This window comes from Cytobacillus sp. FSL R5-0569 (assembly GCF_038007265.1).
GTDB classification, from domain to species: domain Bacteria; phylum Bacillota; class Bacilli; order Bacillales; family Cytobacillaceae; genus Cytobacillus; species Cytobacillus kochii.
Genome location: NZ_JBBOWW010000001.1, coordinates 2,368,150 through 2,385,383, shown reverse-complemented (window position 1 = coordinate 2,385,383; position 17,234 = coordinate 2,368,150). Strand labels below are relative to the sequence as shown.

At 36.5% G+C, this 17,234-nt stretch carries 12 protein-coding genes; 11 read left to right on the top strand and 1 reads right to left on the bottom strand.

The window, feature by feature from the left end; translation table 11 throughout:
• Positions 1 to 16: 16 nt before the first annotated feature.
• The 8 genes from MKX78_RS12260 to MKX78_RS12225 all read left to right on the top strand — a co-directional run bounded on the left by MKX78_RS12260 (position 17) and on the right by MKX78_RS12225 (position 8,169).
• On the top strand, positions 17 to 1,063 hold the full coding sequence (locus tag MKX78_RS12260) for an enoyl-CoA hydratase/isomerase family protein (RefSeq protein WP_341051129.1): 1,047 nt from the start codon (positions 17 to 19) through the stop codon (positions 1,061 to 1,063).
• A gap of 362 nt (positions 1,064 to 1,425) precedes the next feature.
• Positions 1,426 to 1,773 carry a DUF2294 domain-containing protein gene (locus MKX78_RS12255; RefSeq protein WP_341051127.1) on the top strand — a complete coding sequence of 116 codons (348 nt, stop codon included), beginning with the start codon at positions 1,426 to 1,428 and terminating at the stop codon, positions 1,771 to 1,773.
• Positions 1,774 to 1,811: 38 nt separating this feature from the next.
• A complete protein-coding gene (locus MKX78_RS12250) occupies positions 1,812 to 2,186 on the top strand; it encodes a hypothetical protein (protein ID WP_224936479.1) in 375 nt (124 codons plus the stop codon).
• Between the two features lie 139 nt (positions 2,187 to 2,325).
• Entirely contained in the window at positions 2,326 to 3,450 is a 1,125-nt protein-coding gene (locus tag MKX78_RS12245; RefSeq protein ID WP_328199438.1) for an NADH:flavin oxidoreductase, read from the top strand.
• A gap of 402 nt (positions 3,451 to 3,852) precedes the next feature.
• The gene (locus MKX78_RS12240) at positions 3,853 to 4,755 is read left to right on the top strand and encodes a sulfurtransferase (protein WP_340974964.1); all 903 of its coding nucleotides are present in this window, start codon (positions 3,853 to 3,855) and stop codon (positions 4,753 to 4,755) included.
• 119 nt (positions 4,756 to 4,874) lie between these two features.
• Positions 4,875 to 5,549, top strand: a complete 675-nt coding sequence (locus MKX78_RS12235; protein WP_224936463.1) for a FadR/GntR family transcriptional regulator — start codon at positions 4,875 to 4,877, stop codon at positions 5,547 to 5,549.
• A gap of 134 nt (positions 5,550 to 5,683) precedes the next feature.
• Positions 5,684 to 7,357, top strand: a complete 1,674-nt coding sequence (gene ilvD / locus MKX78_RS12230) for a dihydroxy-acid dehydratase (RefSeq protein ID WP_224936462.1) — start codon at positions 5,684 to 5,686, stop codon at positions 7,355 to 7,357.
• Positions 7,358 to 8,013: 656 nt separating this feature from the next.
• Positions 8,014 to 8,169: a hypothetical protein gene (locus MKX78_RS12225; protein ID WP_341051124.1), complete on the top strand. Its 156-nt coding sequence runs from the start codon at positions 8,014 to 8,016 to the stop codon at positions 8,167 to 8,169.
• Positions 8,170 to 8,701: 532 nt separating this feature from the next.
• Here the strand turns inward: MKX78_RS12225 and MKX78_RS12220 are convergent.
• Positions 8,702 to 9,901, bottom strand: coding sequence for a nitrate/nitrite transporter (locus MKX78_RS12220; protein WP_341051122.1), 1,200 nt, complete (start codon positions 9,899 to 9,901; stop codon positions 8,702 to 8,704).
• A gap of 330 nt (positions 9,902 to 10,231) precedes the next feature.
• On the opposite strand from MKX78_RS12220, the gene nirB (MKX78_RS12215) reads away from it, so the two are divergent.
• From nirB (MKX78_RS12215) to nirB (MKX78_RS12205), 3 genes are read left to right on the top strand one after another with little or no spacing between them, the layout of a single operon-like run.
• Positions 10,232 to 12,586, top strand: a complete 2,355-nt coding sequence (gene nirB, locus MKX78_RS12215; RefSeq protein ID WP_341051120.1) for a nitrite reductase large subunit NirB — start codon at positions 10,232 to 10,234, stop codon at positions 12,584 to 12,586.
• A gap of 60 nt (positions 12,587 to 12,646) precedes the next feature.
• Positions 12,647 to 14,782: an assimilatory nitrate reductase catalytic subunit NasC gene (gene nasC / locus MKX78_RS12210; protein ID WP_341051118.1), complete on the top strand. Its 2,136-nt coding sequence runs from the start codon at positions 12,647 to 12,649 to the stop codon at positions 14,780 to 14,782.
• Between the two features lie 31 nt (positions 14,783 to 14,813).
• Positions 14,814 to 17,228, top strand: a complete 2,415-nt coding sequence (gene nirB / locus MKX78_RS12205) for a nitrite reductase large subunit NirB (protein ID WP_341051116.1) — start codon at positions 14,814 to 14,816, stop codon at positions 17,226 to 17,228.
• The last annotated feature ends 6 nt before the right edge of the window (positions 17,229 to 17,234 follow it).

Here is a 17,234-nt window from a genome sequence, read left to right as displayed (position 1 = left end):
TGGAAGGAGAGATTGTATGACAGATGAAGTACTCTTCACAGTAAATGATAAAGGGTTAGGTGTGATTACACTCAACCGTCCGAAAGCGCTAAACTCTCTTTCTTTAGCAATGGTGCAACCACTTAAAGAAAAGTTACAGCGATGGAAAAACAATAATCACATACAGATAATTCTGATTAAAGGAGCAGGAGAAAAAGGCTTGTGTGCAGGTGGAGATATAAAAGCTTTATACGATGCCCGCTTGAATGAAAAAAATAAAAGTCTGGCAATGCAATTTTTCAAAGAGGAGTATGAATTAGATCAATTAATTTATGACTATCCAAAGCCCATTATCGCTTATCTTGATGGTATTGTAATGGGAGGGGGAGTTGGGCTGACTTATGGGGCAAACTATCGTATCGTAACTGAACGGACGAAGTGGGCCATGCCTGAGATGAATATTGGCTTCTTCCCTGATGTAGGTGCTGCCTATTTCCTTAACAAAGCTCCAGGCTATATTGGCCGTTATTTAGCGTTGACGGCAGGGACGATACATGCATCTGATGTTCTCTACATAGGAGGAGCTGATTATTTCATCAAGAGTGAACAATTTAACTCCCTCTTAGAAAATCTAGAGAATATGAATTGGTTAGATGTAAATCTTGATTATAACTTGAATGATTTCCTCAATCAGTACGCCAACAACGAAAGCGGAGAAAGTAAGTTATCACAATTACAAGAAGAAATTGATTTGCACTTTTCTTTTCAAACATTAGAAGAGATTCTACACTCTCTTCGTGAACACCCTAGTGATTTCGCTACAACGACAAGTGATATCTTATTATCTAAATCACCTTCATCACTTAAAGTCACACTTAAGCAACTGATTGACGGTGAAGAACAATCTCTCACAACTTGCTTAGAAACAGACTTAATACTTGCTAGAAATTTTTTAAACCATAGTGACTTTTATGAAGGTGTACGGTCAGTGGTCATTGACAAAGACCGCAATCCCCAATATGACTTTGCACAATTATCCGATTTTACACCTCAACATGTTGAGGGATTCTTTCAAAAAAAGTAAGCTAACTCTTAACGAAAATCAAATGAAACAGCAAGGGCATGAGTTTATTACCATATCAGAAATATTGATATTTTTCGAGAAAGAAATTATAATTATATAAGTAATATATGGCTAATAGGTAAAGAGATTGCCTATTACTATATAATAATAGATGAATGGTGAGATGGATAACGAGTAGCGTCTGCTGCTTTGCTATTAGCCCGCCATAAAATAGTTTGTGAAAACAAACTATTTTATGGCGGGCTAATTTTATGCATAGAGAAATAGGTTTAACAAATGGTCACATGAGGACCATAAGATTACATTTTCACTATACACTTACCTTGGAAAAACTGTGACTTTATTATTGGAGGACGCTTTTAATGAATATCGAACATCAATTCAATATGATTATAAGAGAAATTCGAAAAAAACATGTAGGCAATGGGCCAAGAGAAATGACTACAAAATTTACAGGCTGTTGGGCGATTACGGAAATGAAAGGGAACTTAACAAATGTCGAGAAGTTCATGATTGAATCAACGAAAGGCTACCAAGTAGTCCATGAAGCTCGAACAACCCTTATCAAACAATTATATAGCGATACAGTAAAGGTTGAAAAACTTGAAGGACTCGTTGGTGCTCAATTAATCAATATTTTTACTGATATTGATTTGGAAAAAGATATTGCGATGACGATTTATGTTTTTGATAAACCTTTGCAAGTATAACTCTCCACTCGTTAAGATGATTAAAATTGGAAAAATAGGTGATTAAAATCGATATAAAAGAAATGTTAAATCAAGTTCCTGTTGTGAATGAAGAAGAAGGACGGTTATTATTAACTAACTTAAATACGCAAATGATTAAACTATTTCAGGAAAAGGAAATCGCAATCTATTATTCACTATTAGAGGATGTTTTGAAGATTGCAAAACATTTAAATTTAGATACGGTAATTAAATATTTCGGAATCACCCCCGTGGTGAAGGCAAATGAAAGCATGCAGTTCCAAGAGATCTTTCGTTGTCTTCACACAAAGGAAAGGAATAATAATTGGTTCTTGGATTTCTTTTCGTTGTATTTAGGTGTTTCTGTCATTTATGGCTTTAAACCTGAAGAAATTAAAAGAGCTGATTCCTAATAAAGAGAAAACATTTCAATCCCTTTTGTTGAAATGTTTTTTTATGCAGTGACAAATGAATAAAATATTCTGTTAATTGAAAGCATTTTACTTGTATTTGTTAGCATTCTTTGTAAAATGAAAGCAAGGAGTGATAAAGATGGTAGAAAAAATTGCAGGGCATAGTTTATTGGAAAAGGTGTCATTTGGAAATGGGCAATTAAAAAGCAGGGTAGTAATGGCACCAATGACAAGAGGATTCTCACCAAATGGTGTACCAGATGAAAAAGTAGCACAATATTATCGCAGGAGAGCAGAAAATGGTGTGGGCCTTATTATTACTGAAGGCACAGCGATTGATCATCCATCAGCAGTTGCTGGTGAAACAATTCCCCTTTTTTATGGCGAGGATGCATTAAAAGGTTGGGCAAATGTAGTAGCTCAAGTACATGAAGCCGGCGGGAAGATTATTCCACAATTATGGCATGTTGGTGCAGCAAGAAAAGCCGGGAGTCTACCTAACATCGATTCACCGCCTGTCAGTCCTTCAGGCATCACGTTAAAAGGAAAGAAAATTGATCAAATTAAGGTACTTACAGAAGAAGATATACATGACCTAGTTGATGCGTATGCAAAGGCTGCTAAATCTGCCAAAGAGATTGGATTTGATGGCATCGAATTACACGGAGCTCACGGTTATTTAATTGATCAATTTTTCTGGGAACTGACTAATAAACGGACAGATCAGTATGGTGGAGACCTACAGGAACGCTCTACTTTTGCAGCAGAGGTCGTTAAGGCATGCAGACAAAGTGTTGGGCCCGATTTTCCAATTGTTTTCCGCTATTCTCAATGGAAAGGTACAGATTACAAAGCCAAGTTAGCGAATAATAGTAAGGAGCTTGAGACCATATTATTACCTTTAGTTGAAGCGGGTGTCGATATTTTTCATTGTTCAACAAGACGCATATGGGAACCAGAATTTGTAGATGAACACCCTACATATAACTTAGCTGCTTGGACAAAGAAAATCACACAAAAACCAACAATAGCAGTTGGATCCATTGGCATTAATCGCGCATATTTAAGTAGTGAAGATAATGCACAAATCACCATTGAAAAAAATCTTAAAATTGTCGATGAAAAAATAAATGCTGGTGAATATGATTACGTGGCAATCGGCCGTGCCCTACTTGCAGATCCAGAATGGGTAACCAAGTTAAAAGATGGGGCACTTGATCAGGTGAAGATTTATACAAAAGAAGCAGAAAGCACCCTCTATTAATGGTAAACTATTTTAAAAACCGATTGATAAGAATCGGTTTTTTCCAGTTGTTTCTTCCCGCCATAGAGGAGGACCTTATGTAGCAAGATTGAATTGTAATGAAGAGACGAATCGAAAAGATATTTTCTTATAATTATTGGTATGAATGTCGAATGTCTTTACTTAATTTCATTCTCTCTATTCAATGAACAGGTTTCGGGAGATTGTTTTTTTTACTCGAAAGCTTTCATAAGATAATGATTTCTATAATTATGCTTTTATCAATGTTTCTGTCCTTTGTAAATAGGGAATATTGAAAGTATAATAGCTTGTAGCAGAAAAATGAATACCGCAAACCTAATTCCTTGTAAACAGATGGGTATAATGTTATATTAATCAAAAATCGAAAGAGGAGAGAAGAGTATGACCAAAACGATTCCACCAATTGTTTCAACCCAATGGTTAGAGGAACATTTAAATGATGAAAATATCCGCATACTAGACGCGACGACTTTCTTAAAGTTACCAGATGGTGATGGACTTTACTCTGTAACGAACGGACGAGACGCATATAAAGAAGAGCATATTCCAGGTGCTGTGCATGCAGATGTAGTAAACGAATTAGCAAACCCAGATGATCCAAAAGCATTTACATTGCCATCTCGAGAAAGGTTCGTAGAAGGGATTGAAAAATTGGGTGTCGGTGATGGTACGCATGTAATTATTTATGACAAAATCGCTGAAGTCGGCTCCCCAAATGCCGCGTCTGATTGGGCATCACGTGTTTGGTGGCAACTTCGCTTCGAAGGATTTGATAATGTCTCAATCTTAAACGGCGGGTTTAGAAAATGGAAAGAAGAAGGTAGAGAAATTAAGTCTGGAATTGAATATTATCCAAAAGCAACTTTTAATGGTAGAAGAAGACGGGAATTATTAGCTACAAAAGAAGATGTCAAAAAAGCGATTGATGATCCCAACATGATTATTATGAATTGTTTATCACCAGATGTCTTTAGTGGTAAGAAAAACACTTACGGCCGTCCCGGTCATATCCCTAATAGTAAAAATGTCTTCTTTGCCGACTTATCAGATGATGAATCACTTCTCATTAAAGATGAAGAAAAATTACGTGAAATTTTTGAGCCGACCGGTGTATTTGATCAGTCTAAAAAAGTCATCACTTATTGTGGCGGTGGGATTGCTGCTACATGGAATGCTTTCATTCTATATACACTAGGCCGTAAAGATGTTGCTGTATACGATGGTTCCATGACAGAATGGGTGCAAGACGAAAACGCGCCACTAGTAACAACCAATAATGAATAAATTCTTTCCACGAATGTTCTCGCATTCGTGGTTTTTTATTTCTCAAAAAATAAGCATTTACATAAATGATTGTTTACACTATATTCTATATTAATACTAAATAAGGTGTGGACAAATATATGACTCAAAAAAGATTATCCGATTCCATCGCTGATGACATTATCTCTATGATTGTCATTGAGAAACGTTTTCAACCTGGAGATAAGCTACCTAACGAAAATGTATTATCGGAAGAATTGAATATTAGTCGAACTACTTTAAGAGAAGCGATTAGAATCCTTGTTACAAATGGCATTGTCGAAATCAAAAGAGGTAGAGGGACTTTTATAAAAGAAGCTTTGGATATTGACCATATGCAACATTTCGGATTGCTTACAGATGCAAAAATTAATGCGAAAGATTTGTATGAAATGCGCTTAATATTTGAACCAGAAGCTGCATACTATGCGACCATTCGTGCAAGTGACCAAGAAATGAAAAGAATTATCGATTATGGATTACAAATTGAAGAGAAGATTAAAAAGAAGCAAGATCGAACGGCTGAAGAGCAGAAATTTCATCAATCAATTGTTAAAGCGACGCATAATGAGTTTATGGAAAAGCTCATGCCTGTCATTTATCAAGCCATCGATAAAGGTGTGATTTTATCAGTCGAAAAAGAAGTTGCAATTAAAGATACATTGAATGATCATCAAATGATTATGGATTTTATGAAGAATCGTAACCCTGAGGGAGCAAGAAGTGCGATGAAAATTCATATATTACATGCAATGAGTGAATTAGGAATTGAATAAAAAAGCAAAAAAGAGCATCTTTTTATAAAAGATGCTCTTTTTTGTCTAACAACGTTATTGACAGCAGACAACATACGTTTTACAATACATTATACAAATAATCAAAATAATGAAAATTGAAGGTGTGGTTGTAAATGAGAAGAAGCGATACGATTAAACTTGGAGTAGATAGAGCTCCTCACCGTAGTCTTTTATATGCGACAGGAAAAGTAAAAGCAAAAGATTTAGAGAAACCATTTATTGGTGTATGTAATTCATATATTGATATTATTCCTGGACATGTTCATTTACGAGAATTTGCAGATGTGGTTAAAGAAGCAATCATTGAAGCAGGTGGCATTCCCTTTGAATTTAATACAATCGGTGTTGATGATGGAATAGCCATGGGGCATATTGGTATGCGTTATTCCTTACCTAGCAGAGAGCTAATTGCTGATAGTGCGGAAACCGTTATTAATGCCCACTGGTTTGATGGCGTCTTTTATATTCCAAACTGTGACAAGATCACTCCTGGTATGTTAATGGCAGCCGCGCGTACAAATGTCCCTTCCGTCTTTGTTTCAGGTGGGCCGATGGAAGCAGGAACGAGTGCAAGCGGAAAACAACTTTCATTAACATCTGTTTTCGAAGGAGTAGGAGCTTTTAAGTCAGGAAAAATGACAGAAGAAGAGTTCAATGATATTGAAAATAATGCGTGTCCAACATGTGGGTCTTGTTCAGGGATGTTTACAGCTAATTCAATGAACTGCTTAATGGAAATGCTAGGTGTCGCTCTTCCCGGTAACGGATCGATTGTCGCAACAAGTGCGAAACGAAAAGAGTTAATCTATGAAGCTGCTAAACATTTAGTTCGCATGATTGAAGAAGATGTGAAACCACGTGACATCATTACGAAAGAAGCCATTGATGATGCCTTTGCTTTAGATATGGCGATGGGTGGTTCGACTAATACAGTGCTTCACACTTTGGCAATCGCAAATGAAGCTGGTATTGATTATAATCTTGAAGATATTAATAAAATCGCTACCCGTGTTCCATATTTAGCAAAAATTATGCCAGCGTCAGATTATTCAATGGATGATATTAATAAAGCTGGGGGCATTAGTGCAATCATTAATGAATTAACGAAAATTCCAAATGCCATTCATCCAGAGAGAATAACGATTACAGGTAAAACAATGGGTGAGTTGGTAAGTGGACATGACATTACTAATGAACAGGTTATACGTCCTAAAGATAATCCCTATAGCCCAGTTGGTGGCCTTTCCATCTTATATGGAAATATCGCCCCTGAAGGTGCTGTCATCAAAGTCGGCGCAGTGGACCCAACGATTCAAGAGTTCGAAGGAGAAGCAATTGTTTTTGAGTCACAAGAAGAAGCACAACAAGCAATCGATAATGGAGCTGTAAGAGAAGGCCATGTTGTTGTCATCAGGTATGAGGGACCTAAAGGTGGTCCAGGAATGCCGGAAATGCTAGCACCAACTTCAGCCATTATGGGTCGAGGATTAGGTAGTTCAGTTGCTTTGCTAACAGACGGTCGTTTTTCCGGAGCATCACGCGGAATTTCCATTGGTCATATTTCTCCAGAAGCTGCTGAGGGTGGTCCAATCGCACTTATTGAAAATGGAGATATCATTGTGATCGACTTACCTAACAGAACGATGAACGTAAAATTATCTGATGAAGAATTAGCTAACCGAAAAAAATCATTACAACCATTTGAACCAAAGATTAAAAATGGCTGGTTAGGAAGGTACTCCAAACTGGTAACAAATGCATCAAAAGGTGGCGTAATGAGCATTTAAGTATAGTAAAGTAAAGAAACTTCATTTTAGATAATGAGGTTTCTTACTTATTATTTTCAAGACTATTACTATAATTGATTTAGTAATGGACGAACAAAGTAATTGGCAAGCCCAACATTTTAAAAATATTAAAAGCACGGGTTATAAAAAATGATACAACTTTCACACATCCCTGAGATTGGAGATGTGTGAAAGTTATTTTTGATCATTACGAAACAGTCGAATAAAATCAATAAACTCTATTAACTACGTGGAATCTAGCATTCCAGGTAGTTTTTAAATAATTACTTAACACGCTTATTCCAGCAATAATTTCGTCTACTTTGTAAGTAATATACATTTTTTCTCTACTATAATTATAAATTTCGCTTAATTTTCAAAAATATTTGTAGCTGTATGATAAAAGTAAGTCTCTTATTCCATCTTAGAACTTGTATTTTATGTGTTTCTTCCTTTATGAAAATTCAAAATACCTTTTAAGTTTACCAAATAATCTCATCAATCACCTCAAAACTAGAGGGAATATGTTTTCTATTTGTCTAAATATATATATAACCTAAGTTAAAATGAGATTCATTTGATCGGGCTAAATCCTACAAAAGAACATATTTAGTATGTTAAGGTCTGACGTAGAATTTATATTTAAAGGAGGATATATGGAAAAAGAGTACCTTGGTATATGTAGTAGTTGTGGTGAGGGGATTTATTGTCATGGTGGTTTTTTAGGTGGTGTTCTTGAAGATGATGGTAAAATGATTTGTTTTTCTTGCTTTGAGGAAGAAATCACTGGCTATCATTCAAAAGAAAAATAGACCAATAATAAAAACTAAATACAGTTTTTGCTCGTAAATAAAATGATTTGAAAATCCGTATGTAGATTACGAGGGGAGAACAGGCAATCGAGTAGGAGATATTCATTCATTAAATATCCGACCTATCACACTACCATACATACGGATCAATCTTTTAAGTATTGTCTGTAATAAATTCTTCCAAATATGCACGCATCCTTTGGCGACGTATCGTATCAAAATAGCTTTTCAAGTTACAGTCTACCACTACTCGATAGTCTTCTTGGATGTATTTCTCTGCAATTTTTCTTCCTTGATGAGCGTTTCTATCTTTGCGTAAACCAAAGCTTTTCATTTCAACTAAAGAATTCTTGAAAGTTAACAATTATAATTAAATGGGGATATTATTTGGGTTGTAGAAGCTATCTATTTGGTTACTTGGCAGTAATATTTTCACTTGAAAAGATTGATACTTATAGATGTCCCAAAAGCTATGTTCCAGGGCGTTTCATCAATGATTATGAACTTAACCAACGTTTGCAGTTTCTTATGGTTAAACCGTTTCTCCTTTCATATTCCAATTTTTCCTCCAGGAGACATTTGCTATTAATAGTATGACAAAAGCCAAAATCGCTATAGTTGCAAATATAAGAAAACCTGTAGCATATGTGCCGGTCACTTGTTTTAATGTACCTAATATATTTGGGAGAAAGAACCCGCCAATGCCACCTGCTGCGCCGACAATTCCAGTCACCATGCCGATTTCTTTTTGAAAACGTTGAGGGACTAATTGGAAAACCGCACCATTTCCCATTCCTAAAGCCATCATCCCTATAAATAAGAGAGCAATTGTAAGAACCATTGCTGGAAGCTGGCTAACTCCAACCATACAAATCGAACTGATAATAAATAAAACTAATAGTAGACGAACGCCACCGATACGATCCGCAATATATCCTCCTACTGGACGGAAAAAACTTCCTGCAGCCACACAAAGGGTTACAAAATCCCCAGCTTGTATACTAGACAGGTTATATTGATCAACAAAGAAAATGCTTAGAAAACTAGTTAATCCAACAAACCCTCCAAACGTTACACTATACATGAAACAAAAATACCATGTATCTCTATATTTAAATACTTTAAAGTAATTAGCTAACGGTTGTGGTTTAGGTTGTGAAGGGGCATCCTTGGCGAGAATTAAGAAAAGTGTAAATACAATTACTAAAGGGATAAGGGCGATCCCCATTACACCGTGCCACCCGAAATGTTCTGCTAAACGAGGGCCGAATAATGTAGCTAAAAGTGTACCACTGTTCCCAGCTCCTGCAATTCCCATCGCTAAGCCTTGGAGATGTGGAGGATACCAACGGCTTGCCATTGGAAGGGCAACAGAAAAACTTGCTCCGGCAACGCCTAAAAGCACCCCAATAGCATATATTTCAGGCAGTGAATTTCCTGCTATTAATCCCCATGTTAATGGGATCGTTGTTATCAGCATACCGATTGTTGCTGTTTTTTTAGGTCCTATTCTATCTGTCAAGACACCCATGATAATGCGAAAAAATGACCCGGCCAACACCGGTATAGCGACGATAAGACCTTTTTGTGCAGGTGATAGATCGAAGTCTTGAGAAATAAAAACCCCGAGTGCGCCGAGCAAAACCCAAATCATAAAACTAATATCAAAATATAAGAAAGAAGATAAAAGTGTTTTTGGGTGCCCGCTTGTTTTTAATTCTGATAGCTTCATAATAAATTTCCCCTTTCATAGTGAATTGATGTAGTGACGTCTATAAGCAAACCTCATTCTATTATTTTCAGTCTCTAAAAAACTGAATAATCATTGAAAACATAATTGCATACTTGTTCAAGTTTTTAAAGCAATGTGTAAGGTATTCTTACATGGTTTTTCTATTAATAAAGAAATTTATTTTAATCATCATGAAACTAAATAATTAAAAAGGATTAATAAACAGAAAAAAATAAATTTTTAAAAAGTTATGTTTTTTGCCACTATTGTGTGATATTATCTAACATATGAATATTCAGAAATTTTTTATGTATGGATTGGGGGGGGAGAATGCATAAGGAGAAAATAGTTTTGGTAGGTAACGGCATGGCTGGAGTCAGATGTATTGAAGAAATAATAAAAAATGAACCCGAACGATTTTCGATCACCATTTTCGGTAGTGAAAAGCATGTGAACTATAATCGAATATTGCTGTCTTCTGTAATACAAGGTGAAACACCGATAAAAGATATCTTCATCCACCCTTTTGAATGGTATCAACATAACAATATTCAATTATTTACTGGGGAAACAGTAGTACATATCGATACCAACATTCAAATGGTTTCAACGGACAAAGCTCGTAAAGTTACTTATGATAAATTGATTTTAGCGACGGGATCGAATCCTTTTATTCTTCCGATACCTGGCTCTAATAAGGAAGGAGTGATGACTTTAAGGACCATTGAGGATTGCCAAAAAATCTTAATTCATTCTAACAAATATAAGAAAGCTGTTGTTATTGGAGGAGGATTATTAGGATTAGAGGCAGCGCGTGGTCTTCTCCATCTAGGAATGGAAGTAAAAGTTGTACACCTTTCTCATTCTATAATGGAGAGACAGCTAGATACAACTGCTTCTAAGTATTTACAGAAAGAGCTAGAAAATCAGGGCATAAGCTTTCTATTGAAAAAGGAAACAAAGCATATAGTAGGTGAAGATCGAGTTGAAAAGGTCGTCTTTAAGGATGGGACCGAAATAGAGGCGGATATCGTTATTATGGCAGTAGGAGTGCGTCCTAACTGCAAATTAGCGAAAGAAAACGGTATATTGACCAATCGAGCAATTATTGTGAATGATCTTATGGAAACGAATATACCTAATATTTATGCTATAGGAGAATGTGCGGAACATCGCGGGACTGTATATGGCATTATTAAGCCCCTGTATGAACAAGGAGAGGTATTAGCTAAACATATTTGTGGCAAGCCGACAAAGGGATTTAGAGGATCGGTCTTTTCGACGAAGCTAAAGATATCAAGTGTAGATGTCTTTTCAGCTGGCGATCTCAATGAAAAGCCATTTTCACAGACTTTAACACTTTTTGATGAATTAGATCAAGTCTATAAAAAATTTGTCTTTTTGCATAATAGAATTGTAGGGGCAGTATTATATGGTGACATAAGTGACCATACCAGGTTACTAGATATGATTGTCAAGAAAACAGATTTTACTGAAACAGAAAAAGCACTTTTACTTGATTCTTCAAATGAAAATAAATCGTCGATTACGGAGATGTCCCATAGCAGTATAGTTTGTAACTGTAATAATGTGACAAAAGAAACAATTATGCAAGCAGTCACATTAAAAAGTTTATCAAGTGTCGAAGAAGTAAAACAATGTACAAGAGCTTCCGGTTCTTGTGGAGGCTGTCAGCCGCTTGTAGAAGAATTATTAACATATACGAATAGTGATGATTTTAGTGAAGACATATTACCTCAAGCGATGTGTTCGTGTACAACATTAACTGAGGACGAAGTGGTTGAGGAAATACAAAACCGTGGATTAAAATCCATAGCAGAAGTTATGGCTGTTCTAGACTGGAAGAAAAAAGAGGGGTGTCAAACATGTTTTGCCGCACTTAATTATTATTTGGTAATGATTCATCTCGATTATGAGCAATCTGAGAGTACGATTTATGTAAACGAGATGATGAATGCTACCGTCCAAGAAGATGGTACATATTCAATTGTGCCACAAATGTATGGTGGAATGACCAATGGTAAGCAACTGAGGAGAATTGCAGATGTTGCTGAGAAATATCAAGTTTCAACAATTATGATGACTGCTGACCAACGAATTCAATTGAGGGGGATAAGGAAGGAGTCTCTGATTAACATCTGTAAAGATTTAAACATGAAATTAATGCCGTTTCAAGGGAATAACTTTGCCAGTATTACAGCTTATGAAGATGATGATGATGGCCATGCTGAAAAAGAAAAACTTTTAAATTTTTCGATTCAACTTGAAAAGAATGTTGAATTTTTGATGACCCCCTATCGGATGGAAATAGGGGTCGCTCCTTATAAACACAATCGTTCGAGTTTCGCATCAAAGGATATTAAAATCATAAAACAGGACGCTAGCTGGGAAATTTATATAAGCGGAAATGAGGGGAAAAATACGATAGAAGAATTACTAACAGCAGCGCAACCAGATGATGAGGCACTTAGTATTCTTTGTGCATTTTTCCAATATTATCGAGAAACTGCTAGGTATGCAGAACGGACGTTAAAATGGGCAGAACGAATTGGTTTCATCCATATCAGAGAAGTATTGTTTGATCAAGAATTAAGGAGGACGTTGCTTCAACGATTAGCGGATGACAAATTAAAAATAAAAAAAATGGAAAGTCTACATGCGTAATGGTGAAACATGGAGTAATTAGATGATTGACTTTTGAAACAGCCTAAGTGAGGGATGTGTATGACTGAACTATTACTAAAATATTTTCGTTCGAAACAGCAAGAGAGTCAAATGGAAAAAATTTATGATACTCAATGTCCATTTTGTAGTATGCAGTGCAAAATGAAGTTAATAGAGCAATCAATCGTTAAGAGAAAACAGTATAGAGCAGTTGGTGTGGATAACCCGACGTCACAAGGGAGGCTTTGTATAAAAGGGTTGAATGCTCATCAACATGCATTGCATACGGAACGAATCAAATATCCACTGTTGAAAATGAATGGTGAATTTAAAAGAGTTTCATGGAACCATGCGCTAAACATAGTGAAGGAAAAGTTTCTTAACATTCAATCTGAATATAGTAGTGATGCATTGTCTGTTTACGGTGGAGGCTCTTTAACAAATGAGGCAAGTTATTTATTAGGGAAATTTGCAAGAGTGGCACTAGGAACCAGATATATTGATTATAATGGAAGATTTTGTATGTCTTCAGCTGCATCGGCTGCTAATCAAACATTCGGTATCGATCGTGGAATGACGAATAGCTTACTTGAAATTCCATCGGCAGAATGTATTATACTTATCGGAACTAATATTGCAGAATGCCAACCGACTATATTACCTTATTTTGAGAAAGCAAAGGAAAATGGAGCCATTATAATTGTGATTGATCCAAGAAGTACTTTAACTACGAAAATGGCAGATTTGCATTTGAAAGTAAAGCCGGGGATGGATGCCGCACTCGCGAACGGAATTATTAAAATAATAATAGAAGAAAATTTTATCGATCATGCATTTATTGCACAAAGAACACATGGGTACGAAGAAGTGAAAGACAATGTATCGGGTTTGCAATTAAAGGAGATAGAAGAGTTAACAGATGTACCAATTAATCAAATGAGAAAAGTAGCAATGTTGTTTGGGATGGCGAAAACAGGGATGATTTTTACTGCTAGAGGTATTGAGCAGCAAACAGACGGATATAAGGCTGTCAGGAATTTTCTGAACATTCTTTTGTTAACAGGGAAAGTTGGCAAACCAAGTTGTGGTTATGGGGCCATAACTGGGCAAGGAAATGGACAGGGAGGAAGAGAGCATGGTCAAAAAGCAGATCAGCTGCCTGGATACCGTTCAATTGAAAATCCAGAACATCGCCATTATATCGCAAAAGTATGGGGAGTTTCTGAAAGGGAATTGCCTAACAAGGGTGTCTCCGCTTACGAGATGATGAAAAAAATAGATCAAGGCGAGATCAAAGGAATGCTCCTGATGGCGTCGAATCCGATCGTCTCTAACCCGAATGCAAATATGGTTAAAAAGGCTTTGGTAAAACTGGACTTTCTTGTTGTAGCAGATATGTTTATTTCGGAAACAGCAGAGCTTGCCGATTTAATTTTACCAGTATCATCTTATTTGGAAAATGAAGGGTCCATTACAAATTTAGAGGGAAGAGTGATGCATCGCAAAGGAAGCCGAGTTGTTTCAAGTGAAGTGAAGCATGACTGGCAAATACTTTGTGAACTTGCTCAGTTATTAGGTAAGGGTAAGCACTTCAAATTTTCGTCACCAGAAGAAATCTTTAATGAGCTGAGGATTGCGAGTAAAGGCGGAGCGGCAGACTACTATGGCATCACGTATGAGCGTATAAAGCAGGAAGGGGGTATCTTATGGCCTTGTCCTGATATTAGACATCAAGGAACAGAGCGTTTATTTGAAGAAGCATTTGCTCATCAGGATAAAAAGGCCGTTATGCTTGCGGTGCCTAACCATCCAGAAGTACCGAAAGAAAAAACGGATAAAGAATTTCCCTTGTATTTAACTACTGGGAGAGTGATGTCTCATTATTTAACGGGTGTTCAAACGAGGAAAAGTCCTGCGCTTTCTGCAAGAGAATTTGAGTCCTTTATGGAAATTCATCCGCAAACTGCTCAAAGATATAGCATACAAGATAAATCTTTAATAAAAATTGAATCCAAAAGAGGGAGTATAGTTGTGAGAAGCAGATGGACGGAGGGCATCAGGCAAGATACTGTTTTCGTGCCTTTTCACTGGGCAGAAAGCCAAAATGTCAATCGTTTAATATCAGAAGAACTTGACCCAACATGTCGAATGCCAGGATTTAAATCATGTGCAGTAAAAATTAGCTCATTATCATAATTGTAATAGATTAAGAGGAGGTACACGCGACATGAATAAAAAGAAATTAGTTTTAGTAGGAAATGGAATGGCTGGTGTAAGAGCAATTGAAGAAATATTAAATATAGCACCTGAAATGTTTGAGATTACTATTTTTGGAAGTGAACCACACCCGAATTATAATAGGATTCTTTTGTCTAAAGTTCTACAAGGGGACACGGATGTAAATGATATTACCTTAAATGATTGGGATTGGTATAGAAGTAATAACATTACTTTATACACTGGAGAAACAATCATTAGAGTGGACACTTCAAAGAAAGAAGTTATATCGGATATAGGCAGAGTAGAACCATATGATGAATTAATTTTAGCAACAGGCTCGGTCCCATTCATCCTTCCACTTCCGGGAGCAGATAAATGTGGAGTTACAGCCTTTCGTGATATTAGTGACACTGACAAAATGCTAGAAGCTTCAAAAAAATATAATAAGGCCGCTGTAATTGGCGGTGGTTTACTGGGACTAGAGGCTGCAAGAGGATTGTTAAATTTAGGTATGGATGTTTCAGTCATTCACATTGCTCCTTATTTAATGGAACGCCAATTAGATGAAACGGCTGGGAAAATGTTAAAAAAGGAATTAGAAAAACAGGGGATGAAGTTTTTATTAGAAAAATATACAGAAGAGATTCTCGGAAGTGATCGTGTCGAAGGTCTTTCATTCAAAGATGGAACAACTTTGGAAACGGACTTAGTTGTCATGGCCGTTGGGATAAAGCCAAATATACAACTAGCCAAAGACAGTGGTATAGAGGTGAATCGAGGAATTATTGTCAATGATTATCTACAAACAAATAAGGCGAATATATATTCAGTCGGTGAATGTGCTGAGCATAACGGGATTCCATATGGACTTGTTGCTCCTTTATATGAACAAGGAAAAGTCCTTGCGCGTCATATTTGTGAAGTAGAGACAGAATCATATAAAGGCTCGATTTTGTCAACCCAATTGAAAATATCAGGTGTAGAGGTCTTTTCAGCTGGTGACTTTACAGAAGAAAAAGATAAAAAGGCATTAAAAGTATTCGATGATCAAGAAGGCATTTATAAGAAATTAGTCTTTAGAGGAAATCACATAGTTGGAGCTGTTCTTTTCGGTGATAGTCAAGAAGGAAATCGGTTGTTCTCGATGATTAAAAAGGAGGCCGATGTATCTGATACGGCTAAAGTATCCATTTTACAACCACTTGGACAATCGAATGGGGAAAGTCTAGTTGCAAGTATGAGTCCTGATGAAATTATTTGCGGTTGTAATGGTGTATCAAAAGAAACAATTGTTGAAGCTATTCAAGGCCAAGGATGCACGTCAGTTGATCAAATTAAAGCATGTACAAGTGCTTCACGCTCTTGTGGAGGGTGTAAACCACTTATTACTGATTTACTGCACGATTCTCTTGGTGGAGATTTCGACGAAAGTGCACAGAAGGAACCGATATGCAGTTGTACGACCTTATCAAGAGATGAAGTAGTCGAAGAAATTCGTTTAAAAGGATTGACTCATGTTAAAGAAGTAATGTTCGTGCTAGGATGGGCTTCTGATGAAGGTTGCTCAAAATGTCGTCCTGCCATTAATTATTATTTAGGCATGGTTAGTCCAACACAATATAAGGATGAAAGGGAGTCTCGTTATGTAAATGAACGCATGCATGCCAATATTCAAAAAGATGGTACATACTCAGTCGTACCAAGAATGTATGGCGGGGTAACAAATGCGAATGATTTACGGAAAATTGCTGATGCCGTTGATAAATACGAAATTCCTTTAGTCAAGGTGACAGGTGGACAGCGAATCGACTTATTAGGTGTCAAGAAGGAAGATTTACCAAAGGTTTGGAATGATCTGGATATGCCTTCTGGCTCTGCTTACGGAAAATCGCTGCGAACAGTTAAAACATGTGTGGGTGAACAATTTTGCCGTTTTGGAACACAAGATTCGATTGGTGTTGGGATTGCATTAGAGAAAAAATTTGAAGGGTTGCAAACTCCACATAAAGTAAAAATGGCCGTATCTGCTTGTCCAAGAAGTTGTGCTGAATCAGGATTTAAGGATATTGGATTTATCGGAATAGACGGAGGATGGGAGATTTATGTTGGAGGTAACGGTGGGACTCATGTACGAGAAGGGGATTTACTGTACAAAGTAAAAACAGATGAAGAGCTAATGGAGATTACGGGGGCTTACCTTCAATATTACCGTGAAACAGCCCATTATTTAGAAAGGACTTCAGCTTGGGTGGATCGTGTTGGCTTCGCTCATATCCAATCGGTATTAAATGATAAAGTGAAGCGAGAAGCATTAAATGCCCGTATGAATGAAGCGTTATCTGTATACAAAGATCCTTGGAAAGAAATTATAAAAAACAATCAAACGAAAAAAGAATTATTTGAAAATATTGTAAGGTCCTAATTAAAA

What these genes read in the sequence shown, in the direction of transcription:
- MKX78_RS12260 (WP_341051129.1), top strand. Translation starts at nt 17, where the DNA reads ATGACAGATGAAGTACTCTTCACAGTAAATGATAAAGGGTTAGGTGTG.
- MKX78_RS12255 (WP_341051127.1), top strand. Translation starts at nt 1,426, where the DNA reads ATGAATATCGAACATCAATTCAATATGATTATAAGAGAAATTCGAAAA.
- MKX78_RS12245 (WP_328199438.1), top strand. Translation starts at nt 2,326, where the DNA reads ATGGTAGAAAAAATTGCAGGGCATAGTTTATTGGAAAAGGTGTCATTT.
- MKX78_RS12240 (WP_340974964.1), top strand. Translation starts at nt 3,853, where the DNA reads ATGACCAAAACGATTCCACCAATTGTTTCAACCCAATGGTTAGAGGAA.
- MKX78_RS12235 (WP_224936463.1), top strand. Translation starts at nt 4,875, where the DNA reads ATGACTCAAAAAAGATTATCCGATTCCATCGCTGATGACATTATCTCT.
- ilvD (WP_224936462.1), top strand. Translation starts at nt 5,684, where the DNA reads ATGAGAAGAAGCGATACGATTAAACTTGGAGTAGATAGAGCTCCTCAC.
- MKX78_RS12225 (WP_341051124.1), top strand. Translation starts at nt 8,014, where the DNA reads ATGGAAAAAGAGTACCTTGGTATATGTAGTAGTTGTGGTGAGGGGATT.
- MKX78_RS12220 (WP_341051122.1), bottom strand. Translation starts at nt 9,901, where the DNA reads ATGAAGCTATCAGAATTAAAAACAAGCGGGCACCCAAAAACACTTTTA.
- nirB (WP_341051120.1), top strand. Translation starts at nt 10,232, where the DNA reads ATGCATAAGGAGAAAATAGTTTTGGTAGGTAACGGCATGGCTGGAGTC.
- nasC (WP_341051118.1), top strand. Translation starts at nt 12,647, where the DNA reads ATGACTGAACTATTACTAAAATATTTTCGTTCGAAACAGCAAGAGAGT.
- nirB (WP_341051116.1), top strand. Translation starts at nt 14,814, where the DNA reads ATGAATAAAAAGAAATTAGTTTTAGTAGGAAATGGAATGGCTGGTGTA.